The following is a 21,648-nucleotide window of genomic DNA, read 5'->3' as shown; positions in this document are numbered from 1 at the left end:
ACACACCCGCCGGCAATCGGCGGGTGTATGGCTTACAGGAAGGAGAGGTAGCGCTTGAAGGGGACTGCTGTGACTGCAGGTTGGTTATCTGCGTTATGTATGGGACTCGGTCAATGGTACAACCGGCAATATAAAAAAGGAGTACTGTACGTTTTACTGCATGCGGTGGGATTGTATTTAACTTTTGCCGTACTGCCGTCGTATTTGAAAGGCCTTATCTCGCTCGGAGATAAAGGGGTTCACTTGGAGAAGGTAGGCAAAATATCCAAGCTCGTCACAGGCGACCATTCCATCTTTATGATGATTCATGGCGTACTGGCAGCACTTGTGCTGCTTGTTTATGTATTGCTCTATGTATTGAACATTCGCGACGCGGTGTTGGTAGGACGCAGACGCGCTGAAGGCAAAGATCCGGAAAGACTGGATAACGGCATATTCCCGTGGATGTTGCTGACGATTCCGTTCCTCGGCGTTCTGTTCTTCACGGTGATGCCGATCGTGTTCACTTCTTTGATCGCCTTCACCAACTATTCGTCGCCTAATCATATTCCGGCCAAAAACTTGGTCGATTGGACGGGCTTCACGACGTTCCACAACTTGTTCAATATGAGCGGTTGGAGCGACACGTTCTTCTCCGTGCTGATCTGGACGATTATCTGGGCTATCCTGGCGACGATTACCTGCTACTTCGGGGGAATTCTCGTCGCATTACTTATTAATCAGCAAGGCATTAAATTCAAGGGTATGTGGAGAACGCTGTTCATTATCCCTTACGCCATTCCCCAATTCGTCTCCTTGCTCATCATGAGAAACTTGCTTAACGAGCAATTCGGGCCGATCAATCAATATTTCCGCGCTTTCGGACTAGGCGGTTTGCCTTGGCTTAACGATCCGTTCTGGGCGAAGGTATCCGTCATCGTCGTTAACATGTGGATCGGAATTCCGGTGTCGATGGTACTCGTCATGGGTATTCTGACGACGATTCCGAAAGACTTGTACGAAGCGGCGGATGTCGACGGAGCATCCCCATGGATGAAATTCCGCAACATTACGATGCCGTATATCTTATTCGCTACGGCTCCGCTTCTCATCTCGCAATTCGTCGGCAACATCAACAACTTCAACGTCATCTATTTGCTGACCGGAGGCGGTCCGGCGACGATCAAGTTCAACAACGCCGGCGAGACGGATTTGCTCGTCACGTGGCTGTTCAAGCTGACGATCGATTTCAAACAGTACAATATCGCGGCAGCAATCGCGATTTTGATCTTCATCTTCGTCGCGACGATGTCGATTATCCTGTTCACTAGAACGAAATCCTACAAAGAGGAGGACATGATCCAATGAAACCCAGGCTGTTATTCAGTTACATCTTGCTCTGTCTGATCGTCGTAGTTTCGCTCTACCCGGCGCTTTGGACCCTATTGTCCTCTTTCCGCATCGGAAATTCGCTCTTCAGCGATCAATTCATCCCGTCGCACTGGACGCTGGATCATTATCGCGACTTGTTCAGGAATAGTGGTACACAGGGTTCCACGATGAAGGACATTCAATATTCGAAATGGTTCTGGAATACGCTGCAGGTCGCGACGGTAAGCATGCTCATCGGTACGATCATCCAGCTGCTGACGGCTTATGCCTTTTCTCGGTTCCGCTTCAAGGGGCGCAAGCCGATGATGGTAGTTGTGCTCATACTCGGCATGTTCCCAGGCTTCTTGAGCATCATCGCGATTTTCTCTATTTTGCAATTGGTTCATTTGCTTGATTCCAAATGGGGTCTCGTTCTCGTGTATTCGGCCGGTTCGGCGCTCGGTATGTTCGTCGCCAAAGGCTTCTTCGATACGATTCCCCGCAGCTTAGAAGAAGCGGCGCGCATCGATGGTGCCAGCCATATGTCCATCTTCGTCCGGATCATCTTGCCGTTATCGCGTCCTATCATTACTTATATTTCGCTGATGACGTTCACAGGTGCATGGGTAGACTTCATATTCGCCAAAGCTATCCTCACTTCTAGAGACCAGTGGACGCTCGCCGTAGGGTTGTGGAGTCTGGTCGACTCTTACAATAGTACGGAATTCACGCTGTTCGCCGCCGGATGCGTGCTCGTCGCTGTGCCGATTACGATCCTCTATATGTATACGCAACGATTCCTTGTCGACGGATTGACGGCGGGAGCTTCCAAAGGATGAGGCGTTTGCTTGGTGCCGGCGCGTCCGCGCTTATCGGCTGCGGCTTGCTGCTCTCCGCCTGTTCCAATGGCGGGTCGAAGCAGGCCGTGGGCCCTAGCGACGCGTATTACGAAATTTTCGTAAGATCGTTCGCGGATTCCAACGGCGACGGGATCGGCGACCTGAACGGCATAACGAGCAAGCTAGACTATATCGATTCGCTTGGCGTAGACGGCATTTGGTTAATGCCGATTCAACCGTCGCCAAGCTATCACGGCTACGACGTTACCGATTATTACGGAATCAATTCCGACTACGGCACGCAGGAAGACTTCGATAAGCTGATCAAGGAAGCTCATAAACGGAGCATTAAGGTGATCATGGATCTCGTCGTCAACCATACGAGCGTGGAGCACCCGTGGTTTGTTGATTCCGCGTCCGGCAAAGATAGCGAGCATCGCCAGTGGTATACGTGGGCGAGCGAACATGGCGGGGCAACCCCGTCGGACGGCGCCGCCGGCAATCCCGCTTGGCACGACAGAAACGGCGACCAATACGTCGGCATCTTTTGGGAAGGCATGCCCGATCTGAACTTCGATAACCCCGAAGTGCGCAAGGAAATCGTGAAAGTAGGCCAATATTGGCTGAAGCAAGGCGTAGACGGGTTTAGGCTCGACGCGGCCAAGCATATTTACGGTGACTTCAACGCGACGATCAAGTCAAAGCAAGTGAAGGACAAAAACCAAGCCTGGTGGCAAGAGTTCCGCCAAGGCTTGAACGAAGTCAATCCGGATGCATACCTCGTCGGCGAAGTTTGGGACTCGACCGCGATTATCGGTCCTTACTTGAATAATGCGCTGGACTCCGCTTTTAACTTCGATCTGGCAGGCACGCTCATCGGTGCGGCGGATTCGGAGAAGGCGCAAGATATCGGGTTCACGCTGTCGCGTATCCACGATTATTACGCGAAACAGTCGGGCGGCAAGGCGGTAGACGCGTTGTTCCTGACGAATCACGATCAAGACCGCGTCATGACGGCTTTGAAAGGCAATAAGGATCATGCGCGGATGGCGGCTTCGATGTTATTGACGCTGCCGGGCAACGCGTTCATCTACTACGGCGAAGAGCTGGGGATGACGGGCGCGAAGCCGGACGAGAAAATACGCGAGCCGTTTCCTTGGTCGATCGCGCCGGGCAATCCGGCCGAGACGACATGGGAACCGGCGACGAACCGCGGCGACGGCCAAGTGTCCGTGGAAGCGGAAGACGAGACCCCCCGCTCGCTTCTGAACCATTATCGGACTTTGTTAGCTTGGCGCGAGCAGCAACCGGCTCTTAGAGGCGGAACGATCGATTCGTACGCCACGGGCAACGACGCCATCGTCTCCTATGTGCGCGCGGACGATGATAGCAAGCTGCTCGTCCTGCACAACTTGTCTGGCGAGCCGCAGTCGATCGAGCTGACGGAGACGAAAGCTCAACCTACGAAGTACGCTAAGCTCCTCTTAACGACGAGCGATGAAGCGAGCCTGAAAGGGCAGACGTTAGCTATACCCCCGTATACGAGCGTCGTGCTTCAATCCGAACAATAGCTCAACGAACCCCCGCGACTGAACCCCCTTCAGGCGCGGGGGTTATTTCGTGCATGAAATAATCGTTGGTTCCGGATTGACGGGGTCGCCGGCTCGATGGTACGATGGATTTACCAATTAAATCCTTATTGGAATAGTCAGGATTAACTTCAAAAAGAGGGGATTGATCGTTATGGCGAACATTATCGTAATATCCGGCAGCCCGACCGCAAGCTCGCGTCTGCACGGATTGATTCAATACAGCGAAGCGCAATTAAAGCAACAGGGACATGAGGTCGTCCATTTGCAAGTCGCGGAGTTGCCTGCGGAGGATCTGATCAAAGCGAACTTTGCTAGTTCCGCTGTAATCGAGGCGGTCGCGAAGGTCGAGCGGGCGGATGCGGTTATTATCGCGAGTCCGGTGTACAAAGCCTCGTATACGGGCGTGTTAAAGACGTTCTTGGATTTGATCCCGCAGAAGGGGTTCCAGGGCAAGCTTATCGTTCCGCTATTCATCGGCGGCACGATCGCGCATTTGCTGTCCATCGATTACGCGCTAAAGCCCGTGGCGAACGCGCTTGGCGCAACGAACATCCTAAGCGGCGTCTACGCGATCGATCAGTGGGTCGAGAAAGCGGAAGGCGGAGGGTTCAACCTGTCGGACGAATTGAAGTCGCGGCTGGACGGTACGATCGCGCAGTTGGCCGAGGAATTGAAATGGCAGACGCTCCGCCAAGGAACGCCTGCCATTAGGTAAGACTTGAAAAGCTAACCGATACGCACGATAGCGAACCCGTAAGGAGGGAGCGAAGCTTTGAGCTTCCGCTTCCCTTTTTCGATGGTGCCGTCGCCGAATACGACGTTTGCGGCTACGTCGATGCCGATCGGCAACGTGACGGTTTCTTTGCGCTTGCTAGCGTTGAGCGCGACGATGAACTTCTCGCCGTCGGCTTCGCGGGCGTAGGCGAGCGTACGATCCCCATCCTCGGCATGAAGCACCGCGTACGTACCGTCTTTGAGCGCCCGATGATTTTTGCGAAGCGAGACAAGACCCGAGAAGAAGGCGAACAACTCCAGATCCTGCTTATCTTCCTCCCATGGCATGCATTTACGGCAACCTGGGTCTTGCCCTCCCGATAAACCGATTTCATCCCCGTAGTAGATGCAAGGCGTGCCCGAGAACGTAAACTGGATAGCCGTGGCTAGCTTCATCAATCTTTTGTCATCGTTGCACAACGTCAGCAATCTAGGCGTATCGTGACTGCCCAGTAAGTTGAAGGCTGCTTCCGTCGCTTGCTGCGGATAGGCCGCTTGCAAATAACCGACCAAGTCGGCGAACTGTTTTCCGTCGCGCGTTCCTCGGACCGCGAAGTCGAGCACGGCTTCCGTAAACGGGTAATTCATTACCGCGTCGAATTGATCGCCGGCTAGCCATGGCAATGAATCGTGCCATATCTCTCCTAAGATATACGCTTCCGGATTCGCTCTCTTCACGACGTCTCGGAAAGAACGCCAGAAGCGATGGTCCACCTCGTTGGCGACGTCCAGACGCCAGCCGTCCACGCCGATCTCTTCGATCCAATAACGCGCCACTTCCAGCAAATGAGCTTGAACCTTCTCGTTCTCCGTGTTCAGCTTCGGCATATGTTGCACGAAAGCGAAAGCGTCGTATGTCGGAATGCCATCCTTCACGCCGATCGGATACTCGCGGACGTGGAACCAGTCGGCATAGGGCGATTCGGCGCCTTTCTCGCGGACGTCCACGAAAGGCGGCCATTCGTTGCCGCTATGGTTGAATACGGCGTCGAGCAGCACGCGGATTCCGCGGGCGTGGCAAGCGTCCACGAGCTTCTTCAGCTGCTCGTTCGTGCCGAAGTGCGGGTCGACTTTAAGGTAGTCTATCGTATCGTATTTATGGTTCGTCAGCGCTTCGAACAGCGGGTTGAAATAGATCGCGTTAATTCCGAGCGCGGTCAGATGATCCAGATGGTCGATTACGCCTTGCAGGTCTCCGCCGAAGAAGTTGCTCGTCGTCGGTTCGCCGCCCCATGGCTCCACGTTAACGGGGTCGAGCGAAGGATCGCCGTTCGCGAACCGCTCCGGGAATATTTGATAGAACACGGCATCCTTGACCCATGCGGGAGGCTCGAATACGTCGGCTGCGTTCAAGAACGGAAATTCGAAATACAAATTCATGCTTTTCGGCTCCGATTCATGGAAGCCTTGTTCGTCTAACCACAGCTGATCATCGCCGTCGATGAGCTTGAAGCCGTACTTCAATCTGCGGAACGGCGGCTTAACCGCGGCTTGCCAATAATCGAATAGCGCGTCTTGGGCGAATACGTTCATCTCGGTCAATTCCGCGCCCACGGTCTGCCAGTTATATTTATCGCCGTGAATCAGTTGAACCCGCTGTACGTCGCCTCGCTTAGTGCGCAGGCGAATATGGACGGTATGGCGGTCGTAGGCGTACGACCAGTTGTTTTTGGGGCGATGGTACACGGCTTCCTTGAGCATGTTATGAGGTCTCCTTCCATGATGACGGCCATTGCGTCTTAAGTGCTTATTGTGCGTCAAAACAGAAAAAGGCACACTCTCGGTATTGAAGCTCCGAGGTTGTGCCTTCCGTCATTTCGGCAAGGGCAGCATGGCCTTTTGATTAATCCTTATTATACGCAAGCGAGCGCAAAATGGGAATAGGCGAACGGCATCCGGACGAGCGAGTCAGCTTCGTCTTGAATATGTTATAATATAGGGATGCTGTGGAGAGGAGCGGATCAGAATATGGAGGGACCATTGGCGCTGCGGGAATGGGCGGTAGCCGTGGAAGCGTTGGCGTCCGGGAGACAGGTCATCGTGCTGCGCAAAGGCGGCATTGCCGAAGAGACGAAGGAATTCAAAGTGGAGAGCCCGCGCTTTTACTTGTTCCCTTCTTACGAGCATCAGAAGCCGCATCTGATGAAGGAGGAAGCGAGAGCGACGGTGTTGTTGACGCAAGAGGAAGCGCTCGCTAATCCCGATACCGTACGGATCGCCTACTACGCCGAAGTCGTTCATGACCTCGAGGTTACGGACGAGGAGACGCTGCAGCGCCTGGACGCGCTTCACGTCTGGACGCACGATTACGCCGCGGAGAGACTGAAGTGGAAAAGAACGAAGCCGCTTCACGTTCTCGTGCTGCGCGTATATGCCGTCGACAATCCGCTTTTGCTCCCGCTCGACGAAAGCTTCGGCGGCTGCAAGTCATGGCTGCAAATCCCGCCGATTTCGCCATCGGCCATGCACCCGGTACTGACGGACGAGCAGTTCGATGCGCGGGTGGACGAAGTGCTGCGCTGCGTGAACGGGTGATCGAAAGCGGACTTTTGACAAGGTTGTGACTGCAGGATGCTATAGGAATGCGCATTGTTTGCTTTTTTCAAATATCTTTCATAAAATTATTATTGAGAATCAGTGAGAATCAAATTAAAATAATTATAAATAAGGATCAGCTTTTGATGGGGCAACCCACGTCATCGCGAGTCCGTAGAAACCTGGAGGTTATTGAAAGCATGTCGACTCAATTCGAAATTCGCGGCTTGAAAGCAACAATCGAAGATAAGGAAATTTTGAAAGGCATCGATCTGAAAATCAACGGCGGTGAAGTTCACGCGATTATGGGTCCGAACGGTACGGGTAAAAGTACGCTTGCATCCGCGCTGATGGGCCATCCAAAATATGAAGTAACCGAAGGCGAAGTATCGCTTAACGGAGAAGACGTGCTTGAAATGGGCGTCGACGAGCGCGCTCGCGCCGGCTTGTTCCTCGCTATGCAATATCCGAGCGAAATTACGGGCGTAACGAACGCCGACTTCCTGCGCAGCGCGATCAACGCGCGTCGCGGCGAAGGCAACGAAATTTCCCTCATCAAATTCGTTCGCCAAATGGAAGGCAAGATGAAGCAACTCGAGATGAATCCCGAGTTCATGCACCGTTACTTGAATGAAGGCTTCTCCGGCGGCGAGAAGAAACGTAACGAAATTCTTCAAATGATGCTGCTCGAGCCTAAGTTGGTCATTCTCGACGAGATCGACTCCGGTCTTGATATCGACGCGCTTCGCATCGTCGCGGAAGGCGTCAACGCCATGCGTGCGGAAGATCGCGGTTTCCTGATCATCACCCACTACCAGCGTTTGCTGAACTATATTACGCCCGACTACGTACACGTTATGATGCAAGGACGCATCGTTAAATCCGGCGGTCCTGAGCTGGCGCAACGTCTCGAAGCCGAAGGTTACGATTGGGTTAAAGAAGAACTGGGCATCGTCGACGAAACCGTCGGCCAAGCTTAAGTGGACGGGGAGGTTAATGCAATCATGAGTACGCCCACTACCTCTTTTGACCGTGAAGCGGCAGCAAGGATCGCCCGTAGCAAGAACGAGCCCGCTTGGCTCGTCGAATGGCGCGAAAACGCAGCCGATCTAGCGGCGAAGCTTGAGCTGCCGAAGCCCGAGAAGATGCCTTTGCACCGCTGGACGCTAGACCAGTACGGAACGAACCGTCCAGGCAACGTCGTTACGTCCGTGTCTGATTTGCCTGCGGCGATTACCGAATTGTTGCCGCAAGACGAGAAAGGCACGCTGATCGTTCAGCACAATTCTTCCGTCGTATTCACGCGTTTATCCGACGAGCTTAAGGCGCAAGGCGTCGTGCTGTCGAGCCTTGAAGAAGCGGCGCGCACGCATGAAGATTTGCTTCGCAAGCACTTCATGACGCTGTACGCCAAAGACGAGCATAAGATGGCAGCTCTGCATGCGGCGCTCTGGAACGGCGGGGTATTCCTGTACGTGCCTAAGAACGTCGTCATCGAAGAGCCGATCCAAGCGCTATTGTTCGCCGACGATGCGGAAGCGACGTTCATGCCGCACATTCTGGTCATCGCGGACCAACACAGCGGCGTTTCGTTCGTCGAGCAAGTCGCTACTTTGCTTCCTTCGACCGAAGCTACGCTATTGCATAACAGCGCGGTAGAAGTATTCGCTAAGCCGGGCGCGAAAGTGCGTTACGCATCCGTGCACCATATGGACGCAAGCGCGATCGACGTCACTTACCGACGCGCGACGCTCGATAACGATTCCCGCATAGAGTGGATCATCGGCGATTTGCACAACGGTAATACGCTTACCGATACGAAATCGATTTTGAAAGGCAACGGCTCCACTTCCAACTCGATGATCATCACGGTCGGCAGAGGCAGCCAGCGCATGAGCATAACGACGCAAGCGGTTCACTTCGGCCGTTCCTCCGAGAGCGACATGATCACGCGCGCCGTCATGAAAGAAGAAGCGACCGCCATCATTAACGGCGTTACGAAGATCGAGCACGGAGCGACCAAAGCGAACGGACAACAGACCGAGAAAGTATTGATGCTCAGTCCGAAAGCGCGCGGCGACGCGAACCCGATTTTGCTCATCGACGAAGACGACGTTAAAGCCGGTCACGCGGCCAGCGTAGGCCAAGTCAACCCGGATCAAGTTTACTACCTGATGTCTCGCGGCATCTCCAAGACGGAAGCGGAGCGCCTGATCATTCACGGCTTCCTGGATCCGGTCGTATCCGAAATCCCGTTGGAAGGGTTGCGCGAGCAGCTTCACCGCATTCTCGAAAGAAAGCTGGGATAAACGATGGATGCAAAAGCGCTTAAGGCGGAATTTCCGATCCTGAACCAGGACATTAACGGACATCCGCTCGTTTATCTAGACAATGCGGCGACGACGCAAAAGCCTCGCGCCGTAATAGAAGCCGTCAAGCGCTACTACGAGTGGGACAACGCCAACGTGCACCGCGGCGTCCACACGCTAGGCTCGCGGGCGACCGACGCTTACGAAGGCGCCAGGGAGAAAGTCGCGCGGTTCATTAACGCGCCGGCTTCCCGGCAAATCATATTCACCCGGGGAACGACGACCGCGCTTAACATCGTTGCCTCCGGATATGCGCGTCAGACGCTCCGTGAAGGCGACGAGATCGTCATTACTCCTATGGAGCATCACAGCAACCTGATCCCCTGGCAGCAAGCCGCCAAGGCGACAGGAGCGACGCTGAAGTACATTCCGTTGCAACCAGACGGAACGATCAGCTTGGCGGACGTGGAAAGCACGGTAACCGAGCGCACGAAGATCGTCTCCATGACGTATATTTCCAATGTGCTCGGCACGATAAATCCGATTGCTGAAGTAGCGAAGATCGCGCATCGCAACGGCGCTATCATCGTCGTCGACGGGGCGCAAAGCACGCCGCACCTTAAGGTCGACGTGCAAGCGTTGGACGTCGACTTCTATGCGCTGTCGGGCCACAAAATGTGCGCGCCGACCGGCATCGGGGCGTTATACGGCAAAGCGCAGCTGTTGGAGCGTATGGAGCCGGTCGAATTCGGCGGCGAAATGATCGATTTCGTCGAGCTGCACGATTCGACGTGGAAAGAGCTTCCGTGGAAGTTCGAAGGTGGAACGCCGATCATTGCCGGAGCCGTAGGCTTAGGCGCCGCGATCGACTTCCTCGAGGAGATCGGGCTCGATAACATCGACAAACACGAGAAGAAGCTAACCCATTATGCAATGGATAGCTTATCGGCGATCGATGGCATCACGATCTATGGACCGCGCCAAGAGCGCGCCGGTCTCGTGACCTTCAATCTTGGCGACGTGCATCCGCACGACGTGGCGACGGTGCTCGATACCGAAGGCATCGCCGTACGCGCCGGGCATCACTGCTGCCAGCCGCTCATGCGATGGCTCAAAGTTAGCGCCACCGCGAGAGCCAGCATTTATTTGTACAATTCGGAAGAGGACATCGACCGGCTCGCGCAATCGCTCGTCCGCACAAAGGAGTTTTTCCAATGAGCCAATTAGACGATCTCTACCGCCGCGTCATTATGGATCATTACAAGACGCCTCGGAATCGCGGCGAGCTGGACGAAGGCTCCGTAACGGTGAACCTGAACAATCCGACCTGCGGCGACCGAATTTCGCTTCAGCTTCAGATTGAAGACGGCATCGTTCGCAACGCGCGATTCACCGGCGAAGGCTGCTCGATCAGCATGTCGTCCGCGTCGATGATGACGGACGCGGTGAAGGGCAAGACGGCCGAAGAAGCGATTCAGCTAGCCGACAAGTTCTCTTCGCTCATGAAGGGCGAAGCCGTCGAATTCGACGAGTACGAAGATATCGAAGCCCTATCGGGCGTGAATAAATTCCCGGCAAGAATCAAGTGCGCGACGCTCGCATGGAACGCGCTTCGCAAAGGCGTGGAACATCAGCACGGCAAGCACGAAGGCATCGAACAATAAGATTCAAAGGAGGCTGACCGAAATGGCTAAAAACTTGGAATTCGAAGAGTACAAATACGGCTTCCGCGACGAGCATAAAGCGATTTTCCAATCCGGCAAGGGGTTGACCGAGGAAGTTGTCCGCACGATCTCGGAAATCAAAGGCGAACCGGAGTGGATGCTCAAGTTCCGCCTGAAGGCGCTGGAGCAGTTCCGCAAGATGGAGATGCCGCGTTGGGGCGGCAACATGGACGATCTGGATTTCGAAGACATCCAGTACTACGTAAGACCATCAGAGAAGCAAGGCAAGACGTGGGAAGAAGTGCCCGAGGAAATCAAAGCGACGTTCGATAAGCTGGGCATTCCGGAGGCGGAGCAAAAATTCCTCGCCGGCGTATCGGCGCAGTACGAATCCGAAGTCGTCTACCACAGCATGCAGGAAGATCTCGAAAAGCAAGGCGTGTTGTTCACGGATATGGATACGGCGCTTCGCGAGTATCCGGACATCGTGAAAGAATATTTCTCGACCGTCGTTCCGACGGCCGACAACAAATTCGCGGCGTTGAATAGCGCCGTATGGTCCGGCGGCAGCTTCATCTACGTGCCGAAGGGCGTCAAATGCGAAATTCCGCTGCAAGCGTACTTCCGCATTAACTCCGAGAACATGGGTCAATTCGAGCGTACGCTCATCATCGCCGACGAAGGCAGCTTCGTTCACTATGTGGAGGGCTGTACGGCTCCGATCTATAGCACGAACTCGCTGCATAGCGCGGTAGTCGAAATCATCGTCAAGAAGGACGCTCGCGTTCGTTACACGACGATCCAGAACTGGGCGCCAAACATCTACAACCTCGTAACGAAACGCGCGGTTGCGGAAGAGAACGCGACGATGGAGTGGGTCGACGGCAACATCGGCTCCAAGCTGACGATGAAGTATCCTGCCGTTATCCTCAAAGGCCGCGGCGCTAAAGGCATGGTATTGTCCATCGCCGTAGCGGGCAAAGGCCAGCACCAAGACGCGGGCGCGAAGATGATCCACCTTGCACCGGATACGACGTCGACGATCGTGTCGAAGTCGATCTCCAAGCACGGCGGCAAAGTTACGTACCGCGGTCTCGCTTCCTTCGGACGCAATGCCGATGGCGCGAAAGCCAACATCAAATGCGACACGCTCATCCTCGACAACGAGTCGACGAGCGATACGATTCCTTACAACGAGATTTTGAACGACAACATCACGCTGGAGCATGAAGCGACGGTATCCAAAGTATCCGAGGACCAGCTGTTCTATCTGATGAGCCGCGGACTTACCGACGCGGAAGCGACTCAGATGATCGTCATGGGCTTCATCGAGCCGTTCACGAAGGAATTGCCGATGGAATACGCGGTAGAGATGAACCGTCTCATCAAGATGGAGATGGAAGGCTCTATCGGCTAATCGTACACCGGAACGGAAAACCCGGCTCGTCCCCATAGGGACGGCCGGGTTTGTTTTATTTCGCCACGTCGATGGAAGTGGCTTGAATGAAAGCTTTGGCGAGCTTCAACAGCTTCTTCGTATCCGACTGCGGGCTATTAAGGAGAAATACGATGTTTCCTCGGTCTAACGGGACGATCCAAGTGAGGCGCGGACCGTAATCGTTCGCGTCGTTTCTTTCGTAAAATCTGTACTCCCGCCACTTCGTGAATCCGGACGGTCGAGGGATCTATGTCGTAAAGCGTGACGTCGAAACCGCCGTAAGTAATGCCAAGCTGGTAGGTCGTATCATTGTCCGCGTAAGTGAATCTTAACGAATCTTGTTCGGAAGCGAAGCGCCGTTCTCCGTTCGGATTTTTGAAGTAAGCATACGGAGTACCCGATTCCGAGTCGATTTCCTTCACCCATTGGTCGGCGGGGAGAGAGTACCGGGTCTCGGTATTGGGCAGTACTTCGGCAAGGGTGAGCTTCGCTCCGCCAACAACGTCACCGGGCAGCTTTAAGCGGCTCATGTTCCCTGACAAATAGGCGGACACTTCCTCCGTGGACTTATAAGTCAAGCTTTGCGAGGCGACGAGGTCATGAGCGGCTTCCGCCGTTCGAGGCGGAGGCGCGGAAGGCCATTGCAGCGTCATGAGCGATAGCAGGCGTTGATGCCCCTGACGCTGCTTGAGCACGTTGAGGCAATGCCGATAGGCGATTTTGTATAGCCATGCGGAAAAGGAGACGGTAGGCCGATATTTGGCGATCTCGCGATACGCTTTAACGAATATTTCTTGTACGGCATCTTCGAATTCCGTACGATCGCCGATCATGTGGTGGCAATAGAGCTGCATCCTCCTCTGGAAATGCAGCACGAGCGCGCGATACGACTCGGCTTGTCCACCTTGCACGTCCTTGACGAGTGCTTCGATTCGCTCCGCGCTAAGCGGCTGTAACGGTTCATTGACGTCCATTTGGACTCCTTTCCAATCCAGGGCCCTGATGCATGTATAACAATCGTTATCGCCGGAATGTGACAGAACTTTAACTCGCCCGCGATAAATTCGGGAATATTTCAATTTGCCGAGCGTCATCCTAATGGAGCATGCAACGATTAGGGAGGCGACGATCACCGAATGGGAACCAGAAAGTTGTTAACGATAGCGGCTTTGGCGGCATTGCTATCGGGTTGCGCGTCCAATCCGGACAATACGGTAAAAACGCGGGATTTGAAACCTTATTCCGGCCCTGTAAAAGTGCAATCGAACGATGGCTCGCCTGCGAAGCTGACGGAAGAGGATAGCATCGTACCGATCAAGACGATCGACCATACCGATTACGTGGCTCTTGAGGACCTGACGAAAGCGATCGGGTATCACGGGAAATGGCTGCGAAGCGGCAGCTTCGGCGTCGGAGATACCGATCCGTCCTGGTTATTCCGTACGGGAGAAAGCCAAGTCAAGCACGCGGATCAAAACATTAAGATGCCGGCTCCCGCAGTCAAAGAAGGCAACAAGCTTTACGTGCCCGTCACCGGCTTAAAGCCGCTGTTCGGAAGCGTGACAGACTTTGCCGTTGAATCCAAGCGGGTGGCGTTTTTCCCGCGTCCGACGATGAAAACAAGGAGTTTGGCCGGCCATGACTTAGCGTTCAAGGACGATCCTTTGTCCGCGCCGATGAAGGTGAAGCCTCCAGCGGGGGGACCTCGCGCGTTGTCGATCAACTCCAATTCCGACAGGGACGATATGATCGATTACGCCGAAAAATATTTGGGCATCAAATACGATTTCGGTGCGGAACCCTACTCCAAATCCGGAACGTTCGATTGCTCGACCTTCGTGCAGCACGTATACGGCCATTTCGGGTACGATATGCCGCGGCTGGCTAGACAACAAGCGAAGGAAGGGAAGCAAATCGACCGCGATAGTCTGAAAAAGGGCGACTTGCTGTTTTTCTTCGTTCCCGGTCGGTTTAAAACCAAAGAAACCGTCGGTCATGTCGGTATCTACTACGGCGACGGTAAAATGATCCATTCATGCCCTAAACCGAAAGACGGCGTGCAAATTACCGATATCAACAAGCCCTATTGGCAAGATACGTTCATGTTCGCCAAACGGAATTTCTAAAACGAAAGGGCAGCGACCGTTATCGGCGCTGCCCTTGTTCGTCACATAAAAATATGTTTAATGTCATAAGTTCTCTGGGAAGACAAATCGATGAATATTTCCGAATCATCCAATTGGATAAGCGGTCTGAAGTAATCCGAAGTGTTCGTCATGACGATCGTACCGAACTCGCCGCTAATTAATTCGACTTTCTTGCCGATGAAGTTCGGAACCATGTGACGGATGAACGTATGCGTGATATCCGGGTCCAGCGCGGAGAAGCTAAGCTCGTGCAGTTCCTTCAGTACGATAAGCAGGTCGCGCTTGTCGCTGTAGACGCGCGAGGAGATCATCGCGCTATAGACATCCGCTACCGCGACGATCCTCGCGAGAGGGTGGATATTATCTTTCGTAAGTCCGAGCGGATAACCCGAGCCGTCCATCCGTTCGTGATGCTGCAACGCCGCGAGGGCGATGCCGGCGTCGTCGATCGACGTCTTCAGAATATCGTACCCGTACTTCGCGTGGTTTTTCACTTCGCTGAACTCTTCGTTCGTCAGTCTGTCGGGTTTGTTCAGGATCGCTTCGGATATTTTGCATTTGCCGACGTCGTGGAGGAATCCGGCTTTACCCGCCCGCACCGTATCTTCTTCGCTCCAGCCGATCCAGCGGGCGATGTAGTAGCTTAGCATGCCGACTTGAACGGAGTGCTGGTATGTGTAATCGTCTTGGCTGTTAAGCATGAGCAGCAAGGATACGACGTCGCGTTCAACCTTGATGTTATCTACGAGCGGCTGGAAGCTTTCCTTGATATCTTCCTCGTAGATTTTGCCTTCCGTAAGCGCGCGCTCGAATAACTGCTCCGCTCCCGCGACCGCATCGTGATAAAGCGGACGTAACAAGGGGTTGTACAGAGCAGGCTCTGGCGACGCGTTCATTCCGGCTCTAGGTTCGATTTCTACGAAATCGACTTGGTGTTGGTATAGACGGGATAGCTCTCTTTCGTTGAGGGTTGCGCCCTTGGAGAGGACGTGTAACCCAAAAGAATTGAATATATCTTCCGTAAGCCGATCACCGGACCGTACGTCGGTAATATGTACCCTCATGTCGCACCTCGACAGGAAATTCGATTATTTGAGTCCGTTCGTCAAAATGTATGTTCGTCTCTATGCTACCAAGTTAAGCGTTTTCTGGCAATAGGATTAGAGACCTCTCATTTTTAAAAAAATCATTCGCCGAGCAAATCGGTATACATTCGCCGCGCGAGCGTATCGTCGTCGGTTCCCATGATAAGCGCCCGTCCGTCGGCGAATAAAACGAATGAAGGCATATGATCGCGAGTTAGCTTGACGAGATAGGCGTTATGTTCGACGGTGCCCAAGCTCTCCCATCTGGCGGCTAGCCGTTCCAAGGAGTACGCCAGCGGCTGCGTAGGGTTGATCTGGATCGTATTTCTGCCGCAGAGCGAGACGGCCAGCGCTTCTTCGCGCGTACCGTCCAACGCTTCGAAACGCAATTGTCCGCAGACGGGGCAGCCTGCTCTCCGCGCATCGCGAACCGATAGCGATTGCCATTCCGAATGCCATAGATCGATTTGCAACAAAGCGCCATGCAACGCGTGGGAGTTGCCGCTGAGCAGCTTAATCGCTTCCATCGCTTGAATCGATGCGATCGTATCGATAATAGGAGCCAGCACGCCGGCCGTCTCGCACGTATCGAGAGAACCTCCCGCGGGAGGTTCGGGAAACAGGCAAGCCAAGCATGGCGTTTGGCCGGGAAGCACGGTCATCGTCATGCCCGAGCTGCCGACCGCGCCGGCATAAATCCAAGGGATGCCATGCTTCGCGCTGACTTCGTTAATAAGATAACGCACGGAGAAGTTGTCGCTGCCATCAACGATGAGATCGGCTTCTTGCAGCAGCATCTCCGCGTTGTTCGAGGAAAGGTGGGCGATGCGGGCATCGATCCGGATATCGCGATTGATCGAGGCAAGACGCGCGGCGGCGGCAGCGGCTTTCGGCTTGCCTTCCAGCGCGTCGGCTTCGTCATATAGCATTTGGCGCTGCAAATTGCTTAAGTCAACGACGTCGCGATCGATCAACGTCAGCGTGCCGACGCCCGCGCGGGCCAAGTGATTCGCGGTTACGGAGCCGAGAGCGCCGACGCCGACGATGGCGACGCGCGCCTGACCGAGTCTGCGTTGTCCTTCCGGGCCTATCGCAGGATACCGGATTTGCCGGGCATAACGTTGCTCCGGCGGAAGCAAAGGCTGCATCGGACGATTACCTCCGTTCCTCAAGCTCGGCGAGCGGATTCCAAGGACCGAGTTGATGGCCTTTCCACTCGGTGCCGTCTTCGTATATTTCCTTCTTCCAGATCGGTACTTGCTGTTTCAGCCGTTCGATCGCATATCGGCTTGCCTCGTAAGCGTCCGCGCGATGCGGGGACGATACCGCGATGACCACGCTGATTTCCTTGACGCCTACCGTGCCGATCCGGTGCGTAATCGCCGTCAGCGTTCCCGGCCAACGACCGCCGATCTCGTCGCCGATTTGCGCCATCGCCGACTCCGCCATCGGGACGTAGGCTTCGTATTCGAGCGTCAACGTGCGCTTTCCGTGCGTCCACTCCCGCGTCGTGCCGACGAAAGCTATCGTCGCGCCATGGTCCGGGTGGTAAACCCGCTCGGCAACTTCGCCCACGTCTATCACATGCTCCGTAACGATGAACCGGTTCCTAATAGAGGATCGCTCCGTATCTTCTTGGTCGCTTCCTCCGGAGACGGGAGGCAGCAACGCCAATTCGTCGGTCGCTCCGACCGTAGTATCATCGCTTGCGTACGCGCGGTTACGCGCGATGAAGCATAGGGAGATCAAGTCGGCATGGTCGGCATATTGCGCCATGAGGCGCCGTTTGATTTCTTCGACGCTGAGATGGGACTCGTCCCAATCCGGGCGCAGGACGCGAGCGCCGAAACGATCGGCGATTCCCGCGAACAACGCGATCGACCAAAGTTGTGTCATCTATGTCATACTTCCTTCCGTTAACAGTGACAATGCTACATCCAAGCATATCATATCGACCTCGAAAATGTTATGCTATAGGCATACTGCAACTGCCTATTCGAGGGGGGATTAGAGGTGGTCGAGATGCCTGCATTGATCGATCGGTTTGGGAGAAAGCATACGTATTTGCGTATATCCGTCACGGACCGGTGCAACCTTCGTTGTCTCTATTGCATGCCCGAAGAAGGCATGGTGTTCATGGATCAAGATAAACTGCTCAGCTACGCGCACATTTTGGAAGTCGCGGAGTCCGCCGTGCGAATGGGTATCCGCAAATTCCGCATAACGGGCGGCGAACCGCTGGTCAGGCCGGGATTGGACGAATTGATCGCGGGACTGTCCGCGTTGCCGGGCGTAGACGATATATCGCTGACCACGAACGGCTTGTTGCTCGCGCCGCAGGCTCGAAAGCTAAAAGAAGCCGGACTAAAGCGCGTAAACATCAGCTTGGATACGTTAGATGCGACACGATTCAAATTTATCGCCCGCAGAGGCGATCTTAATAAGGTGTTCGAAGGCGTCGAGGCGGCAGCCGAAGCGGGATTGACGCCGATCAAGTTGAACTGCGTCCTTCTTAAGGGCGTGAACGAAGACGAGATCGGCAAGTTCCTTAAGCTGTCGCAGGAACAGCCGCTGCACGTTCGGTTTATCGAATACATGCCGATCGGCCACGACGACGAGAACTGGCGCAATCATTACTTGCCTTTGAGCAGAGTGCTGGAAGAAGCGGAGAAGCTTGGTTTCTCGCTACGGCACGATGAAGGACCGAAGGGCAGCGGACCGTCGGAAAATTGGCGGATCGAAGGCGGAGCGGGCACGTTCGGGCTCATCCATCCGATCAGCGATCAATTTTGCAAAAACTGCAATCGGCTCCGGTTAACGGCGGACGGCAACATCAAGCCTTGCCTTTATTGGATGGACGAATTGAACGTCAGACAGGCGCTCGGCTCCGGAGAAGCGATGGATCGATTGTTCCTCAGAGCGATGGACATTAAGCCGGAAAACCATGAAATGGCCGCTTTGTTGGCCGGAGAGAAACTTAGCCACGTGCCGACGGAACGGCGTATGTCGCAAATCGGCGGTTAGGAGAGAAGATGTCGTCCGAACTTATTAGTGTCACTTTCACCGATGGCCGCCAGACCGATACGAATCCGCTCGATATGCGCAACTTGGCCGGAACAACGTTCGCCGTGTCGACTCGCGTGCCGGGCGTACCCGGCGAAGCGTTCGATTTGATGGCATGGTATACTGCCGCGGCAAGGGATCAAGAGGGTACTGTCAATCCGGCTCCCGAACCGACGCATTTGCTCGTGCGCGCCGCGGACGGTTTCGAGGCGGTCGTGCCGAAATCGCAGCTAAAGGGTGCTTTATTCCAATTCGCGATCGACGGGATGCCTTTAACGAAAGGCGGACCGCTAAGACTTTACGTGCCGGACGGCACGAGCGCTTGCCTGAACGTCAAGAGCGTCGTGTCGGTCGTGCTCGCCGCCGATGATTCGCTGGGCGACGAAGCGGGCTACGGACATCGGCATGTGCCTAGGAGGGTTCGATGAACGATCGCGACATCACGGTTACGTTGCTTCACACGAACGATATTCATAGCCACTTCGATGCCGCTTCGCGCATCGCCGCCTATGTCGCGGACGTTAGACGAAGCGTCGGAGCGGAACGGCTGCTGCTGCTCGATTGCGGGGATTTTCTGGACCGGGTCAGCTTGGAGACGGAAGGAACGCAAGGGTTCGTTAACCGCGAACTGCTAGAGCAGATCGGTTACGACGCCGTGCTGATCGGCAATAACGAGGGCTTGACCTATACTTCCGAGCAACTCGACGCGCTGTATGACAACTTCGGCATTCCCGTCGTGTGCGCGAACATGATTCGTCAACTTACTGGACAACCGCCGTCTTGGATGATTCCGACATGGACAACCGAGAAATCGGGCCTTCGTATCGGAGTTATCGGATTGACGGCCGTATTCAACGACTATTACCGCTTGCTCGGATGGGAAGCGCTCGAGCCGATCTCCATCGCGCAAGCGCGCGTCGACGAGCTGCGTCCTAACGTGGACGTGCTGATCGTGCTGTCGCATCTCGGTCTGAAGTTCGATGAACGATTAGCAGCGCAAGTAGACGGGATCGACGTTATCCTCGGCGGGCATACGCATCATCTGATCGAGAAGCCTATCGAGATCGACGGGACTACGATTTGCGCCGCGGGTAAGTTCGGGCAATACATAGGTCATCTCGAAATAACTTGGCATCACGGGGCGGACAAGATTTCGGTAGCCGGAGGATGCTTGCCGACGGACGAATTCGCGAGAAGTCCGGATGCGGATCGGATCGTAGCCGAATATTGCGCGGAGGCGCGAGAGCGAATGAACCGGCCGATCGCCGATTTGTCCGAGCCGCTCGCGCTGCGGCCGCACGAGGAGTCGCCGCTCGCGACGCTTCTCGCAAGCGCCGTGAGGCGCGCGACGGGAACGCAGATCGGACTCGTTAACGCCGGCCAGCTGCTCGAAGGACTTCCTGCGGGCATCGTAACGGAGCTAATGATTCACTCGCTCTGCCCTTCGCCGATCAACCCGTGCGCCATCAAGATAAGCGGCAAGCAAATCGTCAGGGCGTTGGAGGAAAGCTTGATGCCGGAATTTTACGAGCTTGAAATCCGCGGCTTCGGCTTCCGGGGCAAAGTGCTGGGAACGTTGTGCGTGGACGGCATCGAATGGCTGATCGACGAGACGCAGCTTCCATATCATCGCGTCGCTCAAGTCATCGTGGACGGAGAACCATTGCAAGCCGATCGGATTTACGACGTGGGCACGCTCGACATGTTCACTTTCGGAGTCGGCTACGTCGGCCTGAAGGAGGGCACGGACGTCCGGTACTTTTTGCCGGAATTCATTCGCGACACGCTTGCGTCCGCGCTCAACGACGAACGGCTCGTCCTGGATTGCGGCAGGCCGAGAAGGCGTCAAGTGAGGCGAGTATAACTACATACATTCTCAGCACAATAAGCAACTTTATTTATGAGGAGTGACACGGCAACATGCTGCACTGGTTTGACTCGATTATTTTGGGAATCGTTGAAGGCTTGACCGAGTTTTTGCCCGTATCTTCCACGGGTCACATGATTTTGACTAACAAATTGCTCGGTTACGACATCGCGCCCGAAGAGCTGAAGACGTTCGAAATCATTATTCAATTCGCCGCGATTTTAGCGATCGCGCTCGTGTATCGGAACAAGATTTTGCAAGTATTCGGCGTCGGCCGCAACGAAGCGGTGAGAGGCTTGAACGTTGATTCCTTCCCGAAACGCCGTTTGAACATGATGCATGTCGCCCTCGCGATCGTTCCTCCCATGGGAGCCGCCTTCTTGTTGCGGGATTACGTAAAAGAAGATGCGTTCAACACGACGCCGGTCTTATGGGCGCTTGTCGTTGGCGGTATATATATGTGGATATCCGAAGCGCTTTACGATTCGGGCCGCATTGCAAGAACGTCGGAGACGATGGATGAGATAACGTACAAGCAGGCATTTATTATCGGGCTAGTCCAATGCGTGTCCGCGCTGTGGCCGGGCTTCTCGCGGTCGGGCTCCACGATGGCCGCAGGCATGCTGACGGGACTCAGCTATCGGGCGTCGGCGGATTTCTCCTTCTTCGTCGCGATTCCGATCATGACGGTCGCTACGGGTTACGAGCTCGTCTCCAACATCGATCAATTCCGTTCCGGCGCGATCGACGTTAGTTTCTTGGCAACCGGATTCATCGTTTCGTTCGTCGTAGCCTGGCTCGTCGTCGTCGCATTTTTGAAGCTGCTGCAAAAAATCAAGCTTCGTTATTTCGCTTGGTATAGATTCCTCGTTGCGGCGCTGTTCTATTGGTTCATTTTGCGATAAGACGAATTTTGACGAAAAGTGTCGTATAATTTATGAATAACCCTTGTCTTGCGCTCGGAAATATCTTACATTCACATTAG

General features: G+C 54.6%; 20 protein-coding genes. 15 read left to right on the top strand and 5 right to left on the bottom strand.

The features are described from left to right. Window positions 1-54: 54 nt before the first annotated feature. The 4 genes from ACFPQ4_RS07880 to ssuE all read left to right on the top strand — a co-directional run bounded on the left by ACFPQ4_RS07880 (window position 55) and on the right by ssuE (window position 4,496). Window positions 55-1,347 (top strand): carbohydrate ABC transporter permease, encoded by a 1,293-nt coding sequence (locus ACFPQ4_RS07880; RefSeq protein ID WP_378111237.1) that lies wholly within the window; start codon window positions 55-57, stop codon window positions 1,345-1,347. After that, window positions 1,344-2,189 (top strand): sugar ABC transporter permease, encoded by an 846-nt coding sequence (locus tag ACFPQ4_RS07875; RefSeq protein WP_378111236.1) that lies wholly within the window; start codon window positions 1,344-1,346, stop codon window positions 2,187-2,189. Before ACFPQ4_RS07880 ends, ACFPQ4_RS07875 begins: the two co-directional genes overlap by 4 nt. Next, complete coding sequence (locus ACFPQ4_RS07870; protein WP_378111235.1) at window positions 2,186-3,760, top strand: alpha-amylase family glycosyl hydrolase; 1,575 nt, start codon at window positions 2,186-2,188, stop codon at window positions 3,758-3,760. The genes ACFPQ4_RS07875 and ACFPQ4_RS07870 overlap by 4 nt, the downstream gene beginning before the upstream one ends. Before the next feature lie 172 nt (window positions 3,761-3,932). Continuing rightward, a complete protein-coding gene (gene ssuE, locus ACFPQ4_RS07865; protein ID WP_378111234.1) occupies window positions 3,933-4,496 on the top strand; it encodes an NADPH-dependent FMN reductase in 564 nt (187 codons plus the stop codon). Window positions 4,497-4,507: 11 nt separating this feature from the next. Here ssuE and ACFPQ4_RS07860 read toward each other — a convergent pair whose 3' ends face one another. Beyond that, window positions 4,508-6,256 carry an alpha-glycosidase gene (locus tag ACFPQ4_RS07860; RefSeq protein WP_378111232.1) on the bottom strand — a complete coding sequence of 583 codons (1,749 nt, stop codon included), beginning with the start codon at window positions 6,254-6,256 and terminating at the stop codon, window positions 4,508-4,510. A gap of 267 nt (window positions 6,257-6,523) precedes the next feature. Here ACFPQ4_RS07860 and ACFPQ4_RS07855 point away from each other — a divergent pair, with 267 nt between their 5' ends. The 6 genes from ACFPQ4_RS07855 to sufB all read left to right on the top strand — a co-directional run bounded on the left by ACFPQ4_RS07855 (window position 6,524) and on the right by sufB (window position 12,480). Continuing rightward, window positions 6,524-7,090: a DUF1802 family protein gene (locus ACFPQ4_RS07855; protein WP_378111231.1), complete on the top strand. Its 567-nt coding sequence runs from the start codon at window positions 6,524-6,526 to the stop codon at window positions 7,088-7,090. A gap of 200 nt (window positions 7,091-7,290) precedes the next feature. Then, on the top strand, window positions 7,291-8,070 hold the full coding sequence (gene sufC / locus ACFPQ4_RS07850) for a Fe-S cluster assembly ATPase SufC (protein ID WP_378111230.1): 780 nt from the start codon (window positions 7,291-7,293) through the stop codon (window positions 8,068-8,070). Between the two features lie 24 nt (window positions 8,071-8,094). Then, a complete protein-coding gene (sufD, locus tag ACFPQ4_RS07845) occupies window positions 8,095-9,399 on the top strand; it encodes a Fe-S cluster assembly protein SufD (protein ID WP_378111229.1) in 1,305 nt (434 codons plus the stop codon). Between the two features lie 3 nt (window positions 9,400-9,402). Beyond that, entirely contained in the window at window positions 9,403-10,617 is a 1,215-nt protein-coding gene (locus ACFPQ4_RS07840) for a cysteine desulfurase (protein ID WP_378111228.1), read from the top strand. Further along, window positions 10,614-11,063 (top strand): Fe-S cluster assembly sulfur transfer protein SufU, encoded by a 450-nt coding sequence (gene sufU, locus ACFPQ4_RS07835; protein ID WP_378111227.1) that lies wholly within the window; start codon window positions 10,614-10,616, stop codon window positions 11,061-11,063. Before ACFPQ4_RS07840 ends, sufU begins: the two co-directional genes overlap by 4 nt. Before the next feature lie 22 nt (window positions 11,064-11,085). Then, complete coding sequence (gene sufB, locus ACFPQ4_RS07830) at window positions 11,086-12,480, top strand: Fe-S cluster assembly protein SufB (RefSeq protein WP_378111226.1); 1,395 nt, start codon at window positions 11,086-11,088, stop codon at window positions 12,478-12,480. Window positions 12,481-12,617: 137 nt separating this feature from the next. On the opposite strand, the gene ACFPQ4_RS07825 is transcribed toward sufB, so the two are convergent. Then, window positions 12,618-13,475, bottom strand: a complete 858-nt coding sequence (locus tag ACFPQ4_RS07825; protein WP_378111225.1) for an RNA polymerase sigma factor — start codon at window positions 13,473-13,475, stop codon at window positions 12,618-12,620. 162 nt (window positions 13,476-13,637) lie between these two features. Between ACFPQ4_RS07825 and ACFPQ4_RS07820 the strand changes: the two genes are divergently transcribed. Then, window positions 13,638-14,627: a C40 family peptidase gene (locus ACFPQ4_RS07820; RefSeq protein WP_378111223.1), complete on the top strand. Its 990-nt coding sequence runs from the start codon at window positions 13,638-13,640 to the stop codon at window positions 14,625-14,627. A 41-nt stretch (window positions 14,628-14,668) separates the two neighbouring features. On the opposite strand, the gene ACFPQ4_RS07815 is transcribed toward ACFPQ4_RS07820, so the two are convergent. The 3 genes from ACFPQ4_RS07815 to ACFPQ4_RS07805 form a co-directional block, all read right to left on the bottom strand. Then, on the bottom strand, window positions 14,669-15,712 hold the full coding sequence (locus ACFPQ4_RS07815) for an HD-GYP domain-containing protein (RefSeq protein WP_378111222.1): 1,044 nt from the start codon (window positions 15,710-15,712) through the stop codon (window positions 14,669-14,671). 122 nt (window positions 15,713-15,834) lie between these two features. Continuing rightward, a complete protein-coding gene (locus ACFPQ4_RS07810; RefSeq protein WP_378111221.1) occupies window positions 15,835-16,881 on the bottom strand; it encodes a ThiF family adenylyltransferase in 1,047 nt (348 codons plus the stop codon). Window positions 16,882-16,888: 7 nt separating this feature from the next. Continuing rightward, window positions 16,889-17,629, bottom strand: a complete 741-nt coding sequence (locus tag ACFPQ4_RS07805) for a molybdenum cofactor biosynthesis protein (RefSeq protein ID WP_378111220.1) — start codon at window positions 17,627-17,629, stop codon at window positions 16,889-16,891. Between the two features lie 126 nt (window positions 17,630-17,755). Here ACFPQ4_RS07805 and moaA point away from each other — a divergent pair, with 126 nt between their 5' ends. From moaA to ACFPQ4_RS07785, 4 genes are read left to right on the top strand one after another with little or no spacing between them, the layout of a single operon-like run. Continuing rightward, complete coding sequence (moaA, locus tag ACFPQ4_RS07800) at window positions 17,756-18,757, top strand: GTP 3',8-cyclase MoaA (protein ID WP_378111392.1); 1,002 nt, start codon at window positions 17,756-17,758, stop codon at window positions 18,755-18,757. 8 nt (window positions 18,758-18,765) lie between these two features. Continuing rightward, complete coding sequence (locus ACFPQ4_RS07795) at window positions 18,766-19,224, top strand: molybdopterin-binding protein (RefSeq protein WP_378111219.1); 459 nt, start codon at window positions 18,766-18,768, stop codon at window positions 19,222-19,224. Further along, on the top strand, window positions 19,221-20,660 hold the full coding sequence (locus ACFPQ4_RS07790) for a bifunctional metallophosphatase/5'-nucleotidase (protein WP_378111218.1): 1,440 nt from the start codon (window positions 19,221-19,223) through the stop codon (window positions 20,658-20,660). The genes ACFPQ4_RS07795 and ACFPQ4_RS07790 overlap by 4 nt, the downstream gene beginning before the upstream one ends. A 56-nt stretch (window positions 20,661-20,716) precedes the next feature. After that, the gene (locus tag ACFPQ4_RS07785) at window positions 20,717-21,568 is read left to right on the top strand and encodes an undecaprenyl-diphosphate phosphatase (RefSeq protein WP_378111217.1); all 852 of its coding nucleotides are present in this window, start codon (window positions 20,717-20,719) and stop codon (window positions 21,566-21,568) included. Window positions 21,569-21,648: the final 80 nt, after the last annotated feature.

Source organism: Cohnella yongneupensis (assembly GCF_042655785.1).
Classification (GTDB): Bacteria; Bacillota; Bacilli; order Paenibacillales; family Paenibacillaceae; genus Cohnella; species Cohnella yongneupensis.
Note: the sequence above shows the minus strand (reverse complement) of the source record. Positions and strands in the feature narration are given on the sequence as shown.